This window comes from Bradyrhizobium lablabi (genome assembly GCF_900141755.1).
GTDB classification, from domain to species: domain Bacteria; phylum Pseudomonadota; class Alphaproteobacteria; order Rhizobiales; family Xanthobacteraceae; genus Bradyrhizobium; species Bradyrhizobium lablabi_A.
In genome coordinates, this window is sequence record NZ_LT670844.1 from 2,598,845 (window position 1) to 2,620,306 (window position 21,462).

18 protein-coding genes are annotated in these 21,462 nt (G+C 63.0%); 11 read left to right on the plus strand and 7 right to left on the minus strand.

The genetic code is table 11. The features are described from left to right. Positions 1–30: 30 nt before the first annotated feature. From B5526_RS12045 to B5526_RS12055, 3 genes are all read right to left on the minus strand, one after another. The gene (locus B5526_RS12045; RefSeq protein ID WP_079538380.1) at positions 31–1,125 is read right to left on the minus strand and encodes a M48 family metallopeptidase; all 1,095 of its coding nucleotides are present in this window, start codon (positions 1,123–1,125) and stop codon (positions 31–33) included. Between the two features lie 13 nt (positions 1,126–1,138). After that, the gene (locus B5526_RS12050; protein WP_079538381.1) at positions 1,139–2,266 is read right to left on the minus strand and encodes a DUF898 family protein; all 1,128 of its coding nucleotides are present in this window, start codon (positions 2,264–2,266) and stop codon (positions 1,139–1,141) included. A 101-nt stretch (positions 2,267–2,367) separates the two neighbouring features. Continuing rightward, positions 2,368–3,540 carry an isovaleryl-CoA dehydrogenase gene (locus B5526_RS12055; RefSeq protein ID WP_079538382.1) on the minus strand — a complete coding sequence of 391 codons (1,173 nt, stop codon included), beginning with the start codon at positions 3,538–3,540 and terminating at the stop codon, positions 2,368–2,370. Between the two features lie 241 nt (positions 3,541–3,781). On the opposite strand from B5526_RS12055, the gene B5526_RS12060 reads away from it, so the two are divergent. The 9 genes from B5526_RS12060 (at position 3,782) to mdlC (ending at position 13,205) form a co-directional block, all read left to right on the plus strand. Further along, entirely contained in the window at positions 3,782–5,053 is a 1,272-nt protein-coding gene (locus B5526_RS12060) for a cytochrome P450 (protein WP_079538383.1), read from the plus strand. Between the two features lie 39 nt (positions 5,054–5,092). Continuing rightward, positions 5,093–6,367, plus strand: a complete 1,275-nt coding sequence (locus B5526_RS12065; RefSeq protein WP_079538384.1) for a cytochrome P450 — start codon at positions 5,093–5,095, stop codon at positions 6,365–6,367. A gap of 248 nt (positions 6,368–6,615) precedes the next feature. Continuing rightward, positions 6,616–7,065: a PaaI family thioesterase gene (locus B5526_RS12070; protein ID WP_079538385.1), complete on the plus strand. Its 450-nt coding sequence runs from the start codon at positions 6,616–6,618 to the stop codon at positions 7,063–7,065. A 400-nt stretch (positions 7,066–7,465) separates the two neighbouring features. Beyond that, complete coding sequence (locus tag B5526_RS12075) at positions 7,466–7,717, plus strand: type II toxin-antitoxin system VapB family antitoxin (protein ID WP_079538386.1); 252 nt, start codon at positions 7,466–7,468, stop codon at positions 7,715–7,717. Next, the gene (locus B5526_RS12080) at positions 7,714–8,115 is read left to right on the plus strand and encodes a type II toxin-antitoxin system VapC family toxin (RefSeq protein ID WP_079538387.1); all 402 of its coding nucleotides are present in this window, start codon (positions 7,714–7,716) and stop codon (positions 8,113–8,115) included. Before B5526_RS12075 ends, B5526_RS12080 begins: the two co-directional genes overlap by 4 nt. Positions 8,116–8,264: 149 nt before the next feature. After that, a complete protein-coding gene (locus tag B5526_RS12085) occupies positions 8,265–9,431 on the plus strand; it encodes an acyl-CoA dehydrogenase family protein (RefSeq protein ID WP_079538388.1) in 1,167 nt (388 codons plus the stop codon). A gap of 10 nt (positions 9,432–9,441) precedes the next feature. Next, positions 9,442–10,572: a CaiB/BaiF CoA transferase family protein gene (locus tag B5526_RS12090; RefSeq protein ID WP_079538389.1), complete on the plus strand. Its 1,131-nt coding sequence runs from the start codon at positions 9,442–9,444 to the stop codon at positions 10,570–10,572. Beyond that, entirely contained in the window at positions 10,569–11,423 is an 855-nt protein-coding gene (locus tag B5526_RS12095) for an FAS1-like dehydratase domain-containing protein (RefSeq protein WP_079538390.1), read from the plus strand. The genes B5526_RS12090 and B5526_RS12095 overlap by 4 nt, the downstream gene beginning before the upstream one ends. A 153-nt stretch (positions 11,424–11,576) precedes the next feature. Continuing rightward, entirely contained in the window at positions 11,577–13,205 is a 1,629-nt protein-coding gene (gene mdlC / locus B5526_RS12100; protein ID WP_079538391.1) for a benzoylformate decarboxylase, read from the plus strand. A 134-nt stretch (positions 13,206–13,339) separates the two neighbouring features. Here mdlC and B5526_RS12105 read toward each other — a convergent pair whose 3' ends face one another. Then, positions 13,340–14,134: an SDR family oxidoreductase gene (locus tag B5526_RS12105; protein WP_079538392.1), complete on the minus strand. Its 795-nt coding sequence runs from the start codon at positions 14,132–14,134 to the stop codon at positions 13,340–13,342. A gap of 30 nt (positions 14,135–14,164) precedes the next feature. After that, positions 14,165–14,860, minus strand: coding sequence for a PAQR family membrane homeostasis protein TrhA (gene trhA, locus B5526_RS12110; protein ID WP_079538393.1), 696 nt, complete (start codon positions 14,858–14,860; stop codon positions 14,165–14,167). 183 nt (positions 14,861–15,043) lie between these two features. Here trhA and B5526_RS12115 point away from each other — a divergent pair, with 183 nt between their 5' ends. Together B5526_RS12115 and B5526_RS12120 are read left to right on the plus strand one after the other, a co-directional pair. Then, positions 15,044–16,513 carry a YcjX family protein gene (locus B5526_RS12115; protein WP_079538394.1) on the plus strand — a complete coding sequence of 490 codons (1,470 nt, stop codon included), beginning with the start codon at positions 15,044–15,046 and terminating at the stop codon, positions 16,511–16,513. After that, the gene (locus tag B5526_RS12120) at positions 16,510–17,541 is read left to right on the plus strand and encodes a YcjF family protein (RefSeq protein WP_079538395.1); all 1,032 of its coding nucleotides are present in this window, start codon (positions 16,510–16,512) and stop codon (positions 17,539–17,541) included. Before B5526_RS12115 ends, B5526_RS12120 begins: the two co-directional genes overlap by 4 nt. A gap of 92 nt (positions 17,542–17,633) precedes the next feature. On the opposite strand, the gene B5526_RS12125 is transcribed toward B5526_RS12120, so the two are convergent. Next, entirely contained in the window at positions 17,634–17,921 is a 288-nt protein-coding gene (locus tag B5526_RS12125) for a hypothetical protein (protein ID WP_079538396.1), read from the minus strand. A gap of 293 nt (positions 17,922–18,214) precedes the next feature. Next, complete coding sequence (locus tag B5526_RS12130) at positions 18,215–21,436, minus strand: caspase family protein (RefSeq protein WP_079544940.1); 3,222 nt, start codon at positions 21,434–21,436, stop codon at positions 18,215–18,217. Between the last annotated feature and the right edge of the window lie 26 nt (positions 21,437–21,462).

The following is a 21,462-nucleotide window of genomic DNA, read 5'->3' on the forward strand; positions in this document are numbered from 1 at the left end:
CGGGCATGACGAGTTGTGTTGGAATAGCGGTCAATTCTTCCCGCCGCAGATCGCCTTGAGCGAGGCCCATTCCTCGGGCGTCAGCAGCGGCGGGCCGCTTGGCGGCTGATCTTCTTGTCTCATGCGCGCCAGGCGATCCTCGGTCAGGGGATGGCTCGCCAGGATGCTTGGGATGTGGTCGCCCTGCTTTCCCGTGACGCGAAACAATAACTCGCCCATCGGCTTCGGCGACCGGCCGAGCCGGTGCATCACCTCGATCGCAAAATTGTCGGCATTTTGCTCGGCCTCGCGCGAATAGGACGCCGTCACCAGCTGGCGCGACGCAAAGATCACCGCGCCGGAGCCGGTGACGTCGCCGAACAACAGCCCGATCAGGAACGAGGTGCCGCCATTGTAAATCAGGACACGCATATTATCGCGATGCTTCAAATGACCGAGCTCGTGCGCCAGCACACCTGCTATTTCATCCGCGTTCTCTGCCTTCGCCAGCAACGCGCTGAACAGATAGACCTTGCCGCCGGGAAGCGCGAACGCATTGGGGATAACGCTCGACAGCACCGCGGTCTGCACCGAAGTATCGAGGCCTGCGGCTTCGCGCAGCGCATTGACGAGTTTTGCAAACGCCTTCTGTCCGGCGCCATTGCTGCAGACCTGGTTGCCGAATATCGCCTTGACCTGGCCGTCCGAAACTTCGCCAAGGCGCCGTTCGAGGGACTGCGGCACCAGCGGCGTGAGACGGTCGGCGGCGAGTGGGACGCCGTACAAAACCATGGCGACGATCGAGACCGCCGCCGCGAGCGACCAGCCGATGATTTTCGCGATGCCACGGCCGGGGGTATTCTCATCCAGCCGCGCACAGCGGGAGGTGATTTCGGCCATCACGGCCGCATCGCGGATCTCGAGCCGGGCCAGCGCCGGCGCCGTCAGGCTGGTCAGGCGGAGCGTACCGGAAGGGCTGTCGGCGCGGCGAATATCGGCATAGGGCCACGCGGAAATCTTGTGGCCATCCTCGTTGATTTCGAGCTCGCCGGCGAAGTTAAGCGTGACCGTGCGCCGCCGGTTCGACGTCCCGTCGAAAAAAACAGCCGGCCTGAGCGGCGTATCCTGTCCAGGGCCGTTATCCATTCATGCTCACGAATTAAAAGCCGGCGACATCGAGTCCATCGGCGATACCCTCGCCCAGCGCACTCGCCAGATCGCCCCTTGCGGAAACATTGGCCGCCGCCTCGATGCCGTGCACATTGGTCGAGGCGAGCACCCGCACCCACAGATCCCGCATCAGATAGACCCGCATCAGCACATTGATCGCCAGCGCAAACCCAAGATAGCCGATACCCACGAGCACCAGAAACGGAATATTCCTGGCCGACATATGCGGCCCGAAGAACTGATCGGCCGGCACTCCGCTCAGGCTTATCGTCAGAGCCGTGCAGGCCCCGACATAAACTGAAAATGCCAGCCCCAGCAGCAGAAGCCAGCCGATGAACTTCCAGTAAAGGCCGATCAGCGCGCCGCGCGGCATGGTCGATTCCAGGCGCACGTCGCCAAAGCGAATGCCTGAAAGCCACCACTGCCATTCCACCGCCTTGAACGCGCCATAGACGAAGGGCCCGAGCGGCGTCACATAGAGCGGCGCCAGGAGCCACAGCCACCAGCCGCGCTTGAAGAACTCGGAGCCCCGGCCCTCAAAGCTGCCTTGCAGATCGCCGTAATAGGAATGCCGCATCTTGTAGCGCTCGAGGGCTGCTTCACGCCACGGCAGCAGCAGGCCAAGGGTCAGTCCGACCAACATGGCCCAGAGCGCGGCGCGCGCGGCATAGGCCCAGCCGGAGCCGCTCATCCAGAACCTCACCCCGCGCCACACCGTGCGGGTCAGCCGGTAGCGCCGCGCGCGGTAGATCGCGAATTGACCAAACAGATAGAAGAACGCCAGCAACGGAAAGCTGGCGAACGCCTTGACGCGCTCGGCCTCAAGGCTGGCGAGCAAATAAGCCAGATAAACCGGCACGATAATCGCGAGCGCGAACAGAAACCCGATCAGGAGTTCCTTGGCGCGGCCGGTATATTCCGCGGCATCGCCATCGATCAGGGTGTTCGACCACAGATGCCGGCGGATGTCGGTAGCCAGCCAGAACCGGTAAAAGCCGACCGTGATCAGCTCGAGCCCCGCACCGCGCAGCACGAGGCGGAAAAATTGCTTGCGGTCGCCGGAAAACGCTACCGGCAAATGCGGCGGAGCCTGCGGCACCAGACTGATCTGATCCATAAATCAACTCTTGATTGCAATTGCGCGATAATGAAACATATAGAACATGGATTTGTGAACATAGCTTTGTCGGCCGAGACGAAATCCGGTTCGAATGGCTTTTACGCCGATTTCTCGAACAGTTCCCGGCCGATCAGCATGCGCCGGATTTCACTGGTGCCGGCGCCGATCTCGTACAGCTTGGCGTCGCGGAGCAGCCGCCCGGTCGGATAGTCGTTGATATAACCGTTGCCGCCGAGCAGCTGGATCGCATCGAGCGCGCATTGCGTCGCCTTTTCCGAGGCGTAGAGGATGGCGCCGGCGGCGTCCTCGCGCGTAGTCTCGCCGCGGTCGCAGGCCTTTGCGACCGCATAGACATAGGCGCGCGAGGCATTCATCGTGGTGTACATGTCGGCGATCTTGCCCTGCACCAGTTGAAAGGTGCCGATCGGCTGGCCGAACTGTTTTCGTTCATGCACATAGGGCATCACCACGTCCATGCACGCCTGCATGATGCCGAGCGGACCCGCGGCCAACACCGCGCGCTCGTAGTCGAGGCCCGACATCAACACGTTGACGCCGCGGCCGACCTCGTTCAGCACGTTCTCTTCCGGCACTTCGCAATTATCGAACACCAGCTCGCAGGTGTCGGAGCCGCGCATGCCGAGCTTGTCGAGTTTTTGCGCGGTGGAAAATCCCTTCATGCCCTTTTCGATGATGAAGGCGGTGATGCCGCGCGGCCCGGCCGCGGCATCGGTCTTGGCATAGACCACCAGCGTATCGGCGACCGGGCCGTTGGTGATCCACATCTTGCTGCCATTGATGACGAAGCGGTCGCCCTTCCTCTCGGCGCGGGTCATCATCGAGACCACGTCGGAGCCGGCGTTAGGTTCCGACATCGCCAATGAGCCGACATGTTCGCCGGAGATCAGTTTTGGGAGATATTTCCGCTTCTGCGCCTCGTTGCCGTTACGGCGGATCTGGTTGACGCAAAGGTTGGAATGCGCGCCGTAGGAAAGCCCGACCGCAGCGGAAGCGCGGGAAATCTCCTCGACCGCGATGCAATGCTCGAGATAGCCGAGCCCCGAGCCGCCATATTCCTCCTCGACGGTGATGCCGTGCAGACCGAGCGCGCCGATCTTGGGCCAGAGATCCCTCGGAAACTGATTGCTCTTGTCGATCGCGTCAGCCCGCGGCGCGATCTCGTTGCTCGCGAAATCGTGCACGGTCTCGCGGATCGCATCCGCAGTTTCGCCGAGATCGAAGTTGAATATCCGTTGCGCGTTGGGAATCATGGCGGCCTGCCTCCGGGCAAATCATGCGGCTTTTCGCAAGGCTAGAGCCTTATTCTTTGCAAATAAGCTTGTCACGGGCTTCGCGCCCTGAGAAGGGGCTTCCGCGGTATACCAGCGGGCCGGCCCGGTAGGCGGCCGAATGCGGCAAACTCGCCCTTGCTCTGGCGCGCGCAACCGGATGTAATTCGCCCAAACGACGCGCTTTGCGGAACCAGCAAGCGGCCAATCAGGGAGCTGCCCGATGCACGGGACGATCGAAACCGTTCAAGTTGCCGACCAGAACGCCGCGCGGGAGCAGGCCTATTCGCTGCCGCTGGCACAATTCGATCCCGGCGATCCCGAATTGTTTCGCTCCGACAGCTTCTGGCCCTATTTCGACCGGCTGCGCAAGGAAGAGCCGGTGCATTACTGCAAGGACAGTATCTTCGGGCCGTATTGGTCGGTGACCAAATACAACGACATCATGGACATCGAGACCAATCACGCGGTGTTCTCCTCGGCAGCTTCGCTCGGCGGCATCACCATCCGTGACGTCCCCCCGGACCTGCGCCGCGAAAGTTTTATTGCCATGGATCAGCCGCGGCATAGCGCGCAGCGCAAGACCGTGGCGCCGATGTTTACGCCCACCCATCTCGACCAGCTCGCGATCAACATCCGCAAGCGCTCGGCCGAATGCCTGGACAATCTGCCCAGGGGTGACGTGTTCGACTGGGTCGATCGGGTTTCGATCGAACTGACCACCCAGATGCTGGCCGTGCTGTTCGACTTTCCCTGGCAGGACCGCCGCAAACTGACGCGCTGGTCCGACATGGCAACGACACTGCCCGGTCCGGGCGGGCTGGTCGCAACCGAAGACGAGCGGCAGGCCGAACTAATGGAATGCGCGACGTATTTCGCAAAGCTCTGGAACGAGCGCATCAACCAGCCGCCGAAGAGCGATTTGTTGTCGATGATGGCGCATGCCGAAGCCACCCGCGACATGGACCCGAAGAATTTCCTCGGCAATCTTATCTTGCTGATCGTCGGCGGCAACGACACCACGCGCAACACCCTGTCGGGCAGCATCTATGCCTTGAACAAGAATCCGGATCAGTACCGGAAGCTGCGCGAAAACCCGGCATTGATCGACAGCTTCGTGCCGGAGGTGATCCGCTGGCAGACGCCGCTGGCGCATATGCGCCGCACCGCGCTGGAAGACATCGAATTTCGCGGCAAGCAGTTCAAGAAGGGTGACAAGGTCGTGATGTGGTACGTCTCGGGCAACCGTGACGAAGAGGTGATCGAGCGTCCCTACGAATTCATCATTGACCGCGCCCGGCCGCGCACCCACCTCTCCTTTGGCTTCGGCATCCACCGTTGCGTCGGGATCAGGCTTGCCGAGCTGCAGCTGAAGATCATCTGGGAAGAAATCCTGAAGCGTTTTGACACGATCGAGGTGGTCGAAGAGCCCAAGCGGGTGTATTCCAGTTTTGTCAAAGGCTATGAGACCCTGCCGGTGAGGATCGCCGGCTGAAGCGCAAGCCAGCGCGAAAGCATTTGGGACGGATCAGCGATGAACATTCAGACCTCAGTCCGCGCCGACAAGGCCGAGCTTGCGCGCTTGGCGCGCGAAGAGGCCTATGCCACGCCGCTGAAGGATTTCCATCCGGGCGCGCCGCGGCTGTTCCAGAACGACATGCTGTGGCCGTTTTTCGAGCGGCTGCGCAAGGAAGAGCCGGTGCATTACTGCACCAACGCGCCGATCGAACCCTATTGGTCGGTGACCAAATATAACGACATCATGCATGTCGATACCAATCACGGCATCTTCTCCTCCGACGTCTCGCTCGGCGGCATCTCGATCCGCGACGTGCCGCCGGGTTACGACTGGCCGAGTTTTATCGCGATGGACCAGCCGCTTCACTCGGCCCAGCGCAAGACCGTGTCGCCGATGTTCACGCCGACGCATCTCGACGAACTCGCGATTTTGATCCGCGCCCGCACCGCCAAGGTGCTCGACAGCCTGCCCCGCAACGAGACCTTCAACTTCGTCGACCTGGTGTCGATCGAACTGACCACCCAGATGCTGGCGACGCTGTTCGACTTCCCGTTCGACGAACGCCGCAAATTGACGCGCTGGTCCGACGTCTCGACCGCGCTGCCGAAAGGCGGGATCGTCGAATCGGCCGAACAGCGCCGCGCCGAGATGGACGAGTGCGCGGCCTATTTCGCCAAGCTCTGGAACGAGCGTGTCAATGCCGAGCCGCGCAACGACCTGGTCTCGATGATGGCGCACAGCGAAGCAACCCGCCACATGGACCCCGACAATCTGATGGGCAACATCATCCTGTTGATCGTCGGCGGCAACGACACCACCCGCAACACCATGAGCGGCTCGGTGCTGGCGCTGAACGAAAACCCCGAGCAGTATCAAAAGCTGCGCGACAATCCTGATCTGATCGACAGCATGGTGCCGGAAGTCATTCGCTGGCAGACCCCGCTCGCCCATATGCGGCGCACCGCGCTTGAAGACACCGAGATCGGCGGCAAAACGATCCGCAAAGGCGACCGCGTCGTGATGTGGTACGTCTCGGGCAACCGCGACGAAGAGGCGATCGACAATCCGAACGAGTTCATCATCGACCGTCCGCGTCCCCGCACCCATCTGTCGTTCGGTTTTGGGATTCACCGCTGCGTCGGGATGCGGCTTGCTGAATTGCAATTGAAGATCGTCTGGCAAGAAATCCTGAAGCGGTTCGACCGGATCGAGGTGGTCGGCGAACCGAAGCGGGTGTATTCGAGTTTTGTCCGCGGCATCGAAAGCTTGCCGGTGCGCATAGCGTCGTGAAGGCCGCCGTTCGACAATTCCCGTGGGGAGAGAGCCCCCACCCCGACCCTCTCCCGCAAGTGCGGGAGAGGGGGAAGAAACGTTGCCGCGTCGCGCGCTCGGCCCCCTCTCCCGCCCTTTGCGGGGGAGGGCTGGGGTGGGGGCTCTCTCCACGAATGCGGCTCGCGGAAATTGAGTCGTAGGACGGGCAACGGCGCACACTTGGCGCCGTGCCCGCCATTTGGATCAACAATGAATAGACAAGCCCCGTGAACATCGCCCTCAACCCGCCGAGCCTTGCGGAGACCATCAACGCCAAGGGTTTTTCCGGCGCCGCGGGTTTTCGCATTGTCGCGGTCGAGCCGGGCCGCGCCGAGGTGGCGCTGCCGCGCCGGGACGATCTGGTGCAGTTCTTCGGTCATTTCCACGGCGGCGTCATCACCGCGTTGGCCGACCAGGCGGCCGGGATCGCGGTCACATCCAGCCTGCCGAAGGGCCGGATCGGGGTCACCGTCGAGATCAAGGTCAATTTCCTCAGCCCCGCGGACGGCACCGAATTGGTCGCCCGCGCCAAGCTGTTAAAGATGTCGGGGTCGATCGGGGTTGCCACGGTCGAAATCTTCAGCAAAAACGTTAGCAAGAACGGCGCCACCGAAACGCTGTGCGCCTTCTGCACCGCGACCATGCGCGCCCTCGATCTGCCAACCGAGTTCCGATGACCGTGGACGTTCCACGCGCGTCGAAGTGACTGACGGCTTCGGGCAACGTCACCTTCCACGCCCGTCAGCTAGAGCATGATGATTTTGAGTTGAATCGTCGCCTGCGGAAGTTCGATGACCTCGCCCCGCTTGCGGGGAGAGGTCGGATCGCCTCGGCGATGCGAAGCATCGTCCGGTGCGATCCGGGTGAGGGGGATTCTCCGCATACGTTGTGCTTCAGCATTCGCGGAAACAGCCCCTCACCCCAACCCTCTCCCCGCAAGAGCGGGGCGAGGGAGAAGTCACCGCTGCGCCTCAACCTAAAGTCATCACGCTCTAGCTCCGGCATGTTGCAGACGCCCCTTCGACCCGCCTTGCGTCGATGGTAGAAAATATATACATTTCTACCATGAGAAAAGCCATGCATCTCAACATCAAAAACGACGAGGCCCATAAGCTTGCGACCGAGCTCGCCGACCTTACCGGCGAAAGCTTGACCTCGGCCGTGACCCTGGCCTTGCGCGAGCGCCTGGCGCGAGAGCGTCGGCGCCGGCGCCCAGACCGCATTGCGGCGCAATTGATGAAGATCGGAAGCCGGTATGCCGCTCTGGCCGACACGGGGCGCAGCCCCGACGAAATCCTCGGGTACGACGAGCACGGACTGCCGAAATGATCGTGGTCGATAGCTCGGCGATCATCGCCATCTTTCGCCAGGAGCATGATGCCGAAGATTATGCCCGCCACATTGCAACCGACGATGATCCGGTAATGTCAGCCGCCAATCTGGTGGAGATCTCAATTGTCCTGCGCGGATTGAAGGAGATCGCGCCAGAGAGAGCCGAGCGGTGGCTTGACGATTTCATCGAGGCGGCGGGAATTCGGATTGAACCGGTGACACCGGATCAGGCAAACGGGGCACGCTCGGCGCATCTGCAATTCGGCAAGGGGACCGGGCATAGCGCTGCGCTAAATTACGGTGATTGCTTTGCCTACGCGCTGGCCAAGGCAATGGAGGCGCCGCTCCTATGCAAAGGCAACGATTTTCGATTGACTGACATCGGCATCGCTTAAGCGGCCTTCGCCAAAGCCCGGAAATCCATGCTTGCCAATCTTGGAATGCCGGTTAATACGCTTATAACAATTAAGTATAGGGAGCTTGCGGTGGTTTCACAACTGCATGCAAATCAGCAATCGACGCACCGCCACCGCCAGTAATTCCAATGACCGAACCAGAACAAGACGAATACGCCGACATCCGCGAAGCGGTCACAAAGCTCTGCGCGCAGTTCCCCGGCGAATATTGGCGCAAGCTCGATCGCGAGATGGCCTACCCAAAAGCCTTTGTCGATGCGCTGACGGAGGCCGGCTATCTCTCGGTGCTGATCCCGGAGGAATATGGCGGCGCTGGCCTAAAGCTGTCCGCGGCGGCCGCGATCCTGGAAGAGATCCAGCGCACCGGGTGCAATGGCGGCGGCTGTCATGCCCAGATGTACACCATGGGTACGCTGCTCCGGCACGGCAGCGACGAGCAAAAGGCAAAATGGCTGCCGAAGATCGCGAGCGGCGAATTGCGATTGCAGGCGTTCGGCGTCACTGAACCTTCCAGCGGCACCGACACCTCCTCGCTGAAGACATTTGCAAAACGTCAGGGCGACGGCAGCTATATCGTCAATGGCCAGAAGATCTGGACCAGCCGCGCCGAATATTCCGATCTGATGATTCTTTTGGCGCGGACCACGCCGAAGGAGCAGTCGCAGAAGCGCACCGACGGTCTCTCGGTCTTCATCGTCGACATGAAGGCCGCCAAGAATAACGGGCTTTCGATCTCACCGATCCGCACCATGATGAACCACTCGACCACCGAAGTATTCTTCACCGATCTCAAGGTGCCGGCGGAAAATTTGATCGGCGAGGAAGGCAAAGGCTTCCGCTATATTTTGTCCGGCATGAATGCCGAGCGCATTCTGATCGCGGCCGAATGCGTCGGCGACGCCAAATGGTTCATCGCCAAGGCCTCGGCTTACGCAAAAGAGCGCGTCGTATTCGGCCGCCCGATCGGCCAGAATCAAGGCGTCCAGTTTCCGATCGCAAAAGCCTACGCTGCGATGCGCGCGGCCGAATTGATGGTGAAGGAAGCTACCCGCAAATACGAAGCCGGCCTCGATTGCGGCGCCGAGGCCAACATGGCCAAGATGCTGGCGGCGGATGCTTCCTGGGAAGCCGCGAACGCCTGCGTCCAGACCCATGGCGGTTTTGGTTTCGCCGAAGAATACGACGTCGAGCGCAAATTCCGCGAGACCCGGCTCTATCAGGTGGCGCCGATCTCGACCAATCTCATTCTGTCATTCCTCGCCGAGCACGTGCTGGGCATGCCCCGCTCCTACTGAGAAAACAAAGATGCTGCCGCTCGAGGGACTAACCGTCATCGCCGTCGAACAGGCGGTCGCCGCGCCCTTCTGCAGCTCGCGGCTGGCCGATGCCGGCGCCCATGTCATCAAGGTCGAGCGGCCCGAGGGCGACTTTGCACGCGGTTATGATGCCGCCGCTAAGGGACAGAGCAGCTATTTTGTCTGGCTCAACCGCGGCAAGGATTCGGTGGTCATCGACCTCGCCACCAAGGAAGGGCGGCAAGCCCTTGAAACATTGATCGCCGGCGCGGACGTGCTGCTGCAGAATCTAAAACCCGGCTCGATGGATAGGCTCGGCTTTTCGCTAGCGCGGTTGAAGAAAGATTATCCAAAGCTGATCTGCTGCACCATTTCTGGCTATGGCGATGACGGCCCCTACGCCGATCGCAAGGCCTATGACCTCCTGATCCAGGCCGAGAGCGGGCTCGCTTCCATCACCGGCGGGCCGGACGGTCCTTCCCGCGTCGGCCTTTCGATCGTCGATATCGCGACCGGCGCTACCGCCCATGCGGCGATCCTGGAAGCGCTGATCGCGCGCGGGCGCCACGGCATGGGCGCCGATATCCGGATTTCGATGTTCGACGTGATGGCCGACTGGCTGACGGTGCCGCTGCTCAATGCCGAAGCCGGCCATCCGCCAAAACGCATGGGCCTCGCCCATCCCTCGATCGCGCCTTACGGCGTGTTTCGTTCCAGGGACGGCCGGGACATCCTGATTTCGATCCAGAGCGAACGCGAGTGGAAGAAACTTTGCGCTGACGTGCTGGGTAAGCCTGAGCTGCCCAACGATGCAAGATTCGCCAACAATGTCGAGCGCGTGCGCAACCGCGCGCTGACCGACAAGGCCGTCGGCGATATCTTTGCGACCATGACCCGCGATCAACTGGTAAAACGTTTGGCCGACGCTGACATCGCCTTTGCCGAGGTCAACACCATGGCCGACCTCGCGCGACATCCGCATCTGCGCCGCATCGAGGTGGATACGCCAGCGGGCTCGGTCAGCTATCCCGCGCCGGCCGCGATCGTCGTCGATGCGCCGCGTCAGTACGGCGCCGTGCCCGGCATCGGCGAGCGGAGCGATGTTGCAAAACCCTCTCATGTCCGGACCAAATCGTCATGACAGACACGATAGACCTCGATCATTTGCGGCAATGGATCGGCCGCAGCAGCCAGGCTTCCGACATCGTCACCGCGCAGCCTGTAAAAGGCTTGCGCGCGACGCTGTTCCAGGAGATCGGCGAACCGAAGATGGGCGATGCCGCGCCGTGGACGGTGCATTGGTGCCTGGCGCAGCCGGTGTTCCCGATGTCGGCGCTGAGCCAGGACGGTCATCCGACGCGCGGCGGCTTTTTGCCGCCGGTGCCGCTGCCGCGCCGGATGTGGGCCGGCGGAGAGCTCGAATTTTTCGATTGCCTGCGGGTCGGCGATGAGATGACGCGGACTTCGCGCATCGCCGATGTGACGATGAAGACCGGCAGCACCGGTCCTCTGTGTTTTGTCTCGGTCGACCATCTCGTGACGACGCCGCGCGGCACCGCGCTGCGCGAGCGGCAGGACATTGTTTATCGGGACATGTCGACGTCGCAGGCAGCCGCGCCGGCCAAAACTCCGGCATCGCCGCCGTCGGCGCAGCATCGCGAGAGCCACATGGCCGATCCCGTGCTGCTGTTCCGCTATTCGGCGCTGACGTTTAACGGCCATCGCATCCATTACGACCGCGACTATGTCACCAAGGTCGAAGGCTACCCCGGCCTGATTTTTCACGGGCCGCTGCAGGCAGCGTTTATCGTGGAACTCGCCGCAAAACTGCATGGCGGCGCGGCGCCGAAGAAATTTTCCTATCGCGGGCTGCAGCCGCTGTTCGAGGGCAGCGAGTTTTCCGTCAATGCCAACACGACCGATGACGGCATGGAATTGTGGACCGCGAATTCGGCCGGCCAGCCGACCATGAAGGGCACCGCGACGTGGTGACACCGTCATTGCGAGCGAAGCGAAGCAATCCACAGCCCCGGATACGGCAAGATGGATTGCTTCGCGGAGTTTATCATCGGGCGGCGCTTTGCGCCGACCCGTTGGCTCGCAATGACGAGTATCCTATTCGAGTCTCGCGCTTGAGGTTGTACATTGTCGTCCCGTAAACCCGCTAAAACTGCTGGTGCTGCCGTCACCGTCAAACAGGCGACGCTCGATTTGTTGCGCGCGTTCGGCGTGAAAAAAATGTTCGGCAATCCCGGCTCGACGGAATTGCCATTCCTCGCCGACTGGCCCGACGATATCGACTATGTGCTGGGCTTGCAGGAAGCCTCCGTGATCGGCATGGCCGACGGCTATGCCCAGGCCACCCGCAACGCGGGCTTTGTGAATTTGCATTCGGCCGCCGGCGTCGGCAACGCGCTTGGCAATATCTACACCGCGCACCGCAACCAGACGCCGCTGGTGATCACCGCCGGCCAGCAGGCGCGCTCTATCCTGCCGCTGCAGGCGTTTCTGTATGCCGAGCGGGCGTCGGAATTTCCGCGGCCCTATGTCAAATATTCAGTCGAGCCCGCGCGCGCCGAAGACGTGCCGGCGGCGATCGCGCGTGCCTATTACGTGGCGATGCAGCCGCCGTGCGGCCCGACATTTGTGTCGGTGCCGATCGACGACTGGACCCATCAGACGCAGCCGGTCGAGGCCCGCCACGTCAGCCGCGAGCTCGGCCCTGACGCAAGTGCGATAAAGGCGCTCGCCGCGGCGCTTGCCGCGAGCAAAAATCCGGCGCTCGTGGTCGGCCCCGGCATCGACCGCGCGCAAGCCGTTGATCTGATGGTGCGCGTGGCGGAAAAGGCAAAGGCGTCGGTGTGGGTCAGCCCGTTTTCGGCGCGCTGCAGCTTTCCGGAGCGGCATCCGCAATTTGCGGGTTTTCTCCACGCCTCGCCGGGGCAGCTCTCGGAGGCGTTGCGCGCGCACGATCTCGTGGTCGTGATCGGCGCGCCGGTATTCACGTTTCACGTCGAGGGCCATGCCTCGATCTTCGACGGTGCGACCACGATTTTTCAGATCACCGACGATCCGACCGCCGCCGCGGCGACGCCGGTCGGCACCAGCATCGTCGCAACGATGAAGCCGGCGCTGGCGATGCTGCTCGACCTGCTGCCCGCGACAAAACGCGCGATGCCGGAAGGCCGCGTCCTTCCGCCCGCGCCGCCGGCGGCCGATCCGATCCCGGTCAATTTCCTGTTGCACATGCTATCGGAAGCGATGCCCGCGGATGCGGCGGTGGTGGAGGAAGCGCCGTCGCATCGTCCAGTGATGCATGAATTCATGCCGATGCGCGGCCAGGACAGTTTTTACACCATGGCAAGCGGCGGGCTTGGATATAGCCTTCCCGCCGCGGTCGGCATGGCGCTTGGCCGCCCCGACCGGCGGACGGTTTGCCTGATCGGCGATGGGTCGGCGATGTATTCGATCCAGGCGCTGTGGACCGCGGCGCAGCGCAAGCTGCCGCTCACGGTTGTCGTGATCAACAATGCAGGCTACGGCGCGATGCGCTCCTTCAGTCAGGTGATGCAGGTGCGCAACGTGCCGGGCCTCGAACTGCCCGGCATCGATTTTGTCAAGATCGCCCAAGGGATGGGCTGCGACGCGGTGCGTGTGGCGAAATCATCGGAGCTTGCGGCCGCGCTGAAGCGCGGCCTTGCGCATGACGGTGCGAGCCTGATCGAAGTGATGGTGGATTCGGCCGTGCCGGTGCTTTATGCGCCGAGGAGTTAAGGCAGGACCTCACCCCGTCATTGCGAGGAGCCCTTGCGACGAAGCAATCCATACTTGTCTCGTGGCGCTATGGATTGCTTCGCTGCGCTCGCAATGACGGGGTGGGCGTGTTGCGCTCCTCACTTTGAGGCCCGCTACTTCCCATAAGCTTCCCGCATCTTGGCCTGGATCTTCGCCATGCCCGCGATCCAGCGGTCGTAATTTTCCGTCTTCCTGCGCATATAGCCCAGCACCTGCGGATGCGGCAAAATGACAAATGTCTCCTGCTCGATCCCCGCGAGCGCGTCCCTCGCCACCTGTTCGGGGGTCAGATCGCCGTCGCCGGATTGCGGCCCCTTCGGGATCGAGCGCAGCATGTTGGTGTCGACGCCCTGCGGGCACAGGATCGAAACCTTGATGCCGTGGGCTTTGTGCGAGATCGCGAGATTTTCCGCAAATCCGACCGCGGCGTGTTTTGTCGTTGAATAAGCGGGGCTGCCGACCTGCGACAAAAGTCCGGCGGCGGAAATCGTGTTGAGAAAGTAGCCCCTGCCGCGCGCCTTCATGCGCGGGACCAGATGCCGCGCGGCATAGACATGGGCCATGACATGAACGGCCCAGCTTCGCGACCACGGTTCGTCGGAGTCGCCGCCGGCATTCTCCGACAGCGGATCGAAACCGCCGCCGACGCCGGCGTTGGAGCAGAACAGCTCAATCGGGCCGAACTGACGTTCGGTTTCCTCGATGACGTGGCTGATGTCTTTCTCCTTGCCGACGTCGCATTTGAACGCCGCGCCGTCGACCGCGGCTGCGACAGCTCTCGCAGCCGTGCTATCGATATCGGCGACGATCACCCTGGCGGCGCCGGCGCGATGGAAGGCCTCGCACAGCGCCCGCCCGATGCCGTTGGCGCCGCCGGTGACAACCACGATCTTGCCGGTCACCTGCATCGCTGCATCCGTCGTTTGAAATCAAAACGCTTACGTCAATACCAGATCGAGCACCGCGGTGTAATGGCAGACCGCGCCCAGTAGCACAAAACAATGCCAGATCACATTCTGGAACCGCAGCCGCTGCCAGGCGTGAAAGATCACCCCGGTCGAGTACAGCACGCCGCCCGCGATCATGAAGCCGAGCGCCATGGTCGGCAACGCCGCCACCACGGCATCATACAGCATCATGCCGCTCCAGCCCATCGCGAGATAAAGCCCGACCGACACCCGGTCGAACCGGCCGGGCCAGCCGAGCTTGAGCACGATGCCGACGATCGCCACGCACCACACCCCGACCAACAGCGCAATCGCAAAAATGCTGTCCTTCAATTCCGTGATGAACGGCGTGTAGGTGGCCGCGATCAGCACATAGATCGCCGAATGGTCGAAGCGGCGCAGCACCCATTTGGCCCGCGACACCGGCCACAGATTGTAGGTCGCCGACAGCACCAGCATGCTCAATAGCCCGGCGACATAAACCGAGACAACCGCTACTTCAAACGGCGTGGCGTAGATAGCCGTCAACACGATCAGCACGGTGGCTGCGATCAATCCCCAGAGCACCCCGATCCCGTGCACGATGCCGTCGGCGATCAGTTCGGCCCGGTCGTAATTCCAGCGCACGGCGCCGGCCACCGCATGGGCGGATGTCGAGGCCAGCTGTTTCAGTCTGAAAATGGTCATGCGGCTCGGCAAGCTCCAAGGGTGCAGCGATAAAGGATACCGCCTGCATGGTCAACGAACCCTGAAATCTCCTCGCCTCAAATCGCGTCCTAAATATGAAACTTGATTTTGCCTGTTTAATCGCCACTTTCCGGGTAGTTTGCCTATGTATTGCAACCACCATATCGAGCTCTCCCCACCCGCATGGCCCTTAGGTTCTCCGAAATGATCGAGGAAGCGCGCCTGTCGGCGCGGGCGTTGCGGGACTATGGCGAGCATTTTTTCAACCCGACCGTCCGGCTTGGCGTCACCGGATTGTCACGCGCCGGCAAGACCGTCTTCATTACGGCGCTCGTTCACGGCCTCACGCGCGGCGGCCGCTTTCCGGTGTTCGAGCCGTTCGCGACGGGGCGGATCGCCCGCGCCCGGCTCGAGCCGCAGCCCGACGACGCGGTGCCGCGCTTCGACTACGAAAACCATGTCCGTACCCTGATCGAGGCGCGGCGCTGGCCGAACTCCACCGTCGACATCAGCGAATTGCGGCTCGTGATCGACTATCAGCGGCAAAATGGCGCGGACCGCACCCTGACGCTCGATATCGTCGACTATCCCGGCGAATGGCTGCTCGACCTGCCGCTGCTCAACAAGAGTTTTGAGCAATGGTCACGAGAGAGCCTCGCTTTGTCCCGCGAGCGGCCGCGCGCGCCGCTGGCGGCCGAGTGGCATCAACATCTCGCGACCTTGAAGGCACAAGCGCCCGCAGACGAGCAGGCGGCGCTGACGGCTGCAAAACTGTTCACCGATTATCTGCGCGCCTGCCGCGACGAGCGTTTTGCGATGAGCCTGTTGCCGCCCGGCCGCTTCCTGATGCCGGGCAATCTCGCGGGCTCGCCGGCGCTGACATTTGCGCCGCTCGATCTGCCGGCTGAGGGCACCGTGCCCGAAGGTTCGCTGTGGGCGATGATGGTGAGGCGTTACGAGGCCTATAAGGACGTCGTGGTCCGGCCGTTCTTTCGCGATCATTTTTCCCGGCTCGATCGCCAAATGGTGCTGGTCGACGCGCTTTCCGCATTCAATTCGGGACCGGAAGCGCTGGTTGATCTGGAAGCGGCGCTGGCGGGAATTCTGGATTGTTTCAGGATCGGCCGCAGTACGATTTTTTCCAGTCTGTTCCGGCCGCGCATCGACCGCATTCTGTTCGCGGCAACCAAGGCCGATCATCTGCACCATTTAAGCCACGATCGCCTCGAGGCAGTGTTGCGGCGAACGGTGGCAAAAGCCGTCGCGCGTGCCGAGGATACCGGCGCGGAAATCGACGTCGTGGCGCTGGCCGCCGTCCGCGCCACCCGCGAGGCGATGGTCGCGCGCGGCCGGGAAAAGCTGCCCTCGATCCTCGGCACCCCCGCCCCCGGCGAGCGGGCCAATGGCGAGGCGTTTGACGGTAACACCGAGGTCGCGACCTTTCCCGGTGACCTGCCCACCGACGCCGAAGAGCTGTTCGCCGGCGAAACCGCGTTCCGCGGCCTTTCCAGCGCATCAGCCGAAAAATCCGACTACCGCTTCCTGCGCTTCCGGCCGCCGCAACTCGACGGCAACGGGCCGGATGGGCCTGACCTGCCTCACATCCGCCTTGACCGCGCCCTCCAGTTCCTGATCGGAGACCGACTGCAATGAGCGAGCGCACGCCGCACCGAAAGCCTGCGACCTTCAAGCTCGACGATCCCGGCGTGGTCGTGATCGATCCGGATGATGCGAGCCGCCCCGCGCGCGGCACCATCCACGTCACGCCGGAAGCCGATCCCGCGCTGCTGCCGGTCCCGCTCGAGGCGCCGATGGTCCCGGCGCGGCGAGGCTTTCGCTGGGGCACGCTGTTCTGGGCCGCGACCGGCGGTCTCATTTTGCTCGGTCTCGGCCTCGGCGTCACCCGCCTGATCGAAGATCTGTTTGCGCGCAGCGAAGGCCTCGGATTTATCGGGTTGGGTTTTGCCGCTGCCGCCGCGCTGGCGTTTGTCGTTGTTGTCGCGCGCGAAGCGCTCGGGCTTGCACGGCTTGCCACCATCGAAAAACTGCATCTCCGCGCGAGCGCGGTGCTTGCAAATGACGATCGCGCGGAAAGCCGGGCCATCGTGGGGGATCTCATAAAACTCGCGCACCAAAACCCGCATCTGGCGCGGGCCCGCGCCACATTGCAAAACCACGCCGACGACATCATCGACGGCGCCGACATGATCCGGTTAGCGGAGCGCGAATTGATGACGCCGCTCGATCAGGAGGCGCGACGGCTGGTGTCTTCAGCAGCGCAACGCGTCTCGATCGTCACCGCCGTCAGTCCGCGCGCCCTGATCGACGTTCTCTTCGTGTTCGCCGCATCGTTACGCCTGATCCGCCAATTGGCGCGGCTCTACGGCGGACGGCCGGGCGCGCTCGGCATGATCGCCCTGATGCGTCACGTCATCGCCCATGTCGCAATCACCGGCGGCATGGCGGCGAGCGACAGCCTGGTGCAGCAGGTGCTCGGCCATGGGCTGGCGGCAAAACTGTCGCAGCGATTAGGCGAAGGCGTGCTCAACGGACTTTTGACCGCGCGGCTCGGGTTAGCCGCCATCGACGTCACGCGACCGCTGCCGTTCACTGCACTGCCGCGGCCGGTGCTTACCGATCTCGCGAAGGACCTCTTGCGCAAGCGCGGCGGCGAGGAATAGGTTTTCGGGCTAAACAAAAAGGCCGCCCTGCGGCGGCCGAATTTTGATTCTTTTGGAATTTGGAAGCCGAGGGCGCAGAAGAAGGGCTGTGATCAATCGCAAACCCGGATCCGGTGATACGCCCAGCCATATCCGTCCCAGTAGCGCTCGCCGACGACACGGCAGGCAGGCTCTTCGACGTAGACGGGCGCCGGCTCATAATAGACCGGCGGCGGCGGTGGCGGCCGCGACGCCAGAGCGCCGCCGATCAGCGCCCCGCCGATCAGTCCGCCGACGACGCCGGCGGCGATCTGGCCATTTTCCGCTGCTGCCGGCGCCGGCAACAGAAGCGGACCGGTAGCCAGCGTAACAGCCACGATCACTGAAGCGATTTTGCCCATCAGATTTTCCCCAAGTCCCAACCCACGACCGCCATTGGCCTATCATACATTGCGCGATTAATGCTTTCTTTAAGTCTGCCTGCGCGCGGGCAGATTATTTTTGGAACCGCAGCAAAATTAATGCGATCCGACCGCTGTTTGCGGCCCTGTTTCGAACGGGCCAAGCGCGCGCGACGAACGCGCACGATCTGGCGCGCGCTCGCTGACTTCTTGAGCGCTGATGCCGTGCTCCGCGGCAGCCGATCCCAAGCGCGCGCCTGACCTGTTGCTTCTGCGATCCGGCGCCACCTGCCTCATTTCGGCGGAGGGCAAGGTTGACCGTTTGGAAGGGTGCACGGCTTTGCTGCCGCCGGAGGCGGCGGAGCTGGGCGCGCAGCAGCGGGAGGCGGCGGTGGTGGGGGCGGCGGCGGAGCCGGACGCGCAGCCGGAGGCGGCGGTGGTGGCGGTGGCGGTGGTGCCGGACGCGCAGCCGGAGGCGGTGGTGGCGGTGGCGGTGGTGCCGGACGCGCAGCCGGAGGCGGCGGTGGTGGCGGTGGCGGTGCCGGACGCGCAGCCGGAGGCGGTGGTGGCGGCGGTGGCGGTGGTGCCGGACGCGCAGCCGGAGGCGGTGGTGGCGGTGGCGGTGGTGCCGGACGCGCAGCCGGAGGCGGCGGTGGTGGCGGTGGCGGTGGTGCCGGACGCGCAGCCGGAGGCGGCGGTGGTGGCGGTGGCGGCGCCGGATGTACAGCAGGAGGTGACGGCGGCGCCGTCGGAGGTGCGACCGCGGGAGCCTTCGGCTGAGTCACCGGAGGTAGCGGCTGTCCGCCTTTGGTTTCGGGGACGATCTGCTTCTGCGCAGGCGCAGGCGATGCTGTCGGCGTAGGTGTCGGCAGCGGCTGACCGGCTTTGGTTTCGGGCACGATCTGCTTCTGCGCAGGCGCAGGCGATGCTGTCGGCGTAGGCGTCGGCAGCGGCTGACCGGCTTTGGTTTCGGGCACGATCTGCTTCTGCGCAGGCGCAGGCGATGCTGTCGGCGTAGGCGTCGGCAGCGGCTGACCGGCTTTGGTTTCGGGCACGATCTGCTTCTGCGCAGGCCCAGGCGATGCTGTCGGCGTAGGTGTCGGCAGCGGCTGACCGGCTTTGGTTTCGGGCACGATCTGCTTCTGCGCAGGCGCAGGCGATGCTGTCGGCGTAGGTGTCGGCAGCGGCTGACCGGCTTTGGTTTCGGGGACGATCTGCTTCTGCGCGGGCGCAGGCGATGCTGTCGGCGTAGGTGTCGGCAGCGGCTGACCGGCTTTGGTTTCGGGCACGACCTGCTTCTGCCCGGGCGCTGGCGATGCTGTCGGCGTAGGCATCGGCAGCGGCTGACCGGCTTTGGTTTCGGGCACGACCTGCTTCTGCCCGGGCGCTGGCGATGCTGTCGGCGTAGGCGTCGGCAGCGGCTGACCGGCTTTGGTTTCGGGCACGATCTGCTTCTGCCCGGGCGCTGGCGATGCTGTCGGCGTAGGTGTCGGCAGCGGCTGACCGGCTTTGGTTTCGGGCACGACCTGCTTCTGCGCGGGCGCAGGCGATGCCGTTGGCGTAGGCGTCGGCAGAGGCTGACCCGCTTTGGTTTCGGGCACGATCTGCTTCTGCGCAGGCGCAGGCGATCCTGTCGGCGTAGGCATCGGCAGCGGCTGACCGGCTTTGGTTTCGGGCACGATCTGCTTCTGCGCAGGCGCAGGCGATGCTGTCGGCGTAGGCGTCGGCAGCGGCTGACCGGCTTTGGTATCGGGCACGACCTGCTTCTGCCCGGGCGCGGGCGATGCTGTCGGCGTAGGCGTGGGCGATGCTGTCGGCGTGGGAGAAGGCTGCGGCTGACCGGGAGTTGGAGTGCCTGTCGGACTCGTGTTCTGAACCGGAACCACTTTTTGAGCGAGCGACGGCGGAACCGAGGGCGCCAGCAAAGCAGCAGCCCCGACCCCGGCAATGCCGGCTCCGACAATACCGGCGTTGGAAGGCGATGACTTGGTTGCGGGGGCAGGCTGCGTCTGAGTTGCAGGGGACTGAGGTGAAGGGGAGAAAGTTTGGCTCTGCCCACTCGGATTGGTGATTACAACGGTATTGGTCGTGTTGTTGACGACAACCGTGTTGTGGATGTTGTTGTAGATGACATTGTTGGGCGGCGGCGCAACGTAGTCTGGCGTGTTTATATAGACCGGCACCGGCGCATAAGCCGGAACCGGAAGCACGTAGGCATAAATCGCCGGCGGTGGCGGAGCCAGATCGATGAAGTAGACCGGCCGCGGCGGCAGGAAAAATACCGGTGGCGGCGGCGGAGGTTCGAATCCAAAATCCGGGTCGTCGAAAATCAACACCGGCCGCTCGACATAAATGACCTCTTCCGGCGGCGGCGGCGGAACATCGTAGGTGATGATTTCGAATCTCGGCGGCGGCTCGAAAGCAGCCGTCAAATATGCCAGCCGACGCCGCGCGTCGTCGGCATGGAAGCCGCGGGGATAACGACGCAAATACGACCAGTAGGCGGGTGGCGTGTCGACGTTGCGGCTGCGCCGCCACGTGATGGCCTCGCGGCGGGCCGCAATAATGGCTCGCACGCGTCTCGCCATCGGATCACGGGGATAGGCGACGAGGAAGTTTTCATAGTCCTGCAGATTGTCGCGATCGAGCGCTGCGAGATAGGCTTCGCGGGCGTCAAAATCACGGATCGGCTTCGATCGGATCGATGACGTCTGTTCGGCCGAAACCTGGGGCGGCGGCGCATCCGGTGCCCGCTCAAAAAAGTAGAACGGCGCTTGCAGGTTTGAAGCGTTCCATGGCACTTGCGCGCCTTTGGTGATCTCGTTCACCCGAAGACGAACCCGGTTGAACAGGTCCGTCACCGGAAGGCCGCCCTCGCGCATCATCTCGGCAAGCGCCTGCGCATAAGATGAATACGGACCGGCCTCGTTCTGCGCCACCGTTCCTGGCGCAGCGTTGAAGGCGATCAAGGTCCCCTGCTCCGGCTCGACGATCGCCAAGCCGCCTGCAAGCGGGGGGCCGGACTTGGCAAACGGGCTGGCGCGAGCCCCGTCAAGAACGACAATGCTGGCTTTGATGCCGAGCGCTGCAAGCGGTCTGGTATAGTCCGAAAGGCGCAAGGCCTCGGACGAGACATTCACATCGCGTGCGATGTTGGCGTCCGTCGGCACGAAATAGTTTTCGCCTTCCAGTTGCAATCCGTAACCGCTGAGGTAGATGAATGCCACCGTGTCGGGGCCGGCCGCAGATACCTTGGCGATGAAATCCCGGAACGTCTTCCGCAGCGAATCCTGATCAAGGTCGCGAACTCCGGTCACATCGAAACCGGCGGCCTGAAGCGTTTGCGCGATCAAACCGGCATCATTGGCAGGTGTCGGAAGGGCGCCGGACGGATAATTCGCGTTGCCGATGACCAGTGCGACACGCGTCTCCGCAGCCTGGGCGCTGGCAAAGGCCAAACTTGCGAAAACAAGCACCGAGAATAAGGCCAATACGAAATCGCGTTGATGCTTCATGAAAAACCCGAAAATGAGGAAGCTGA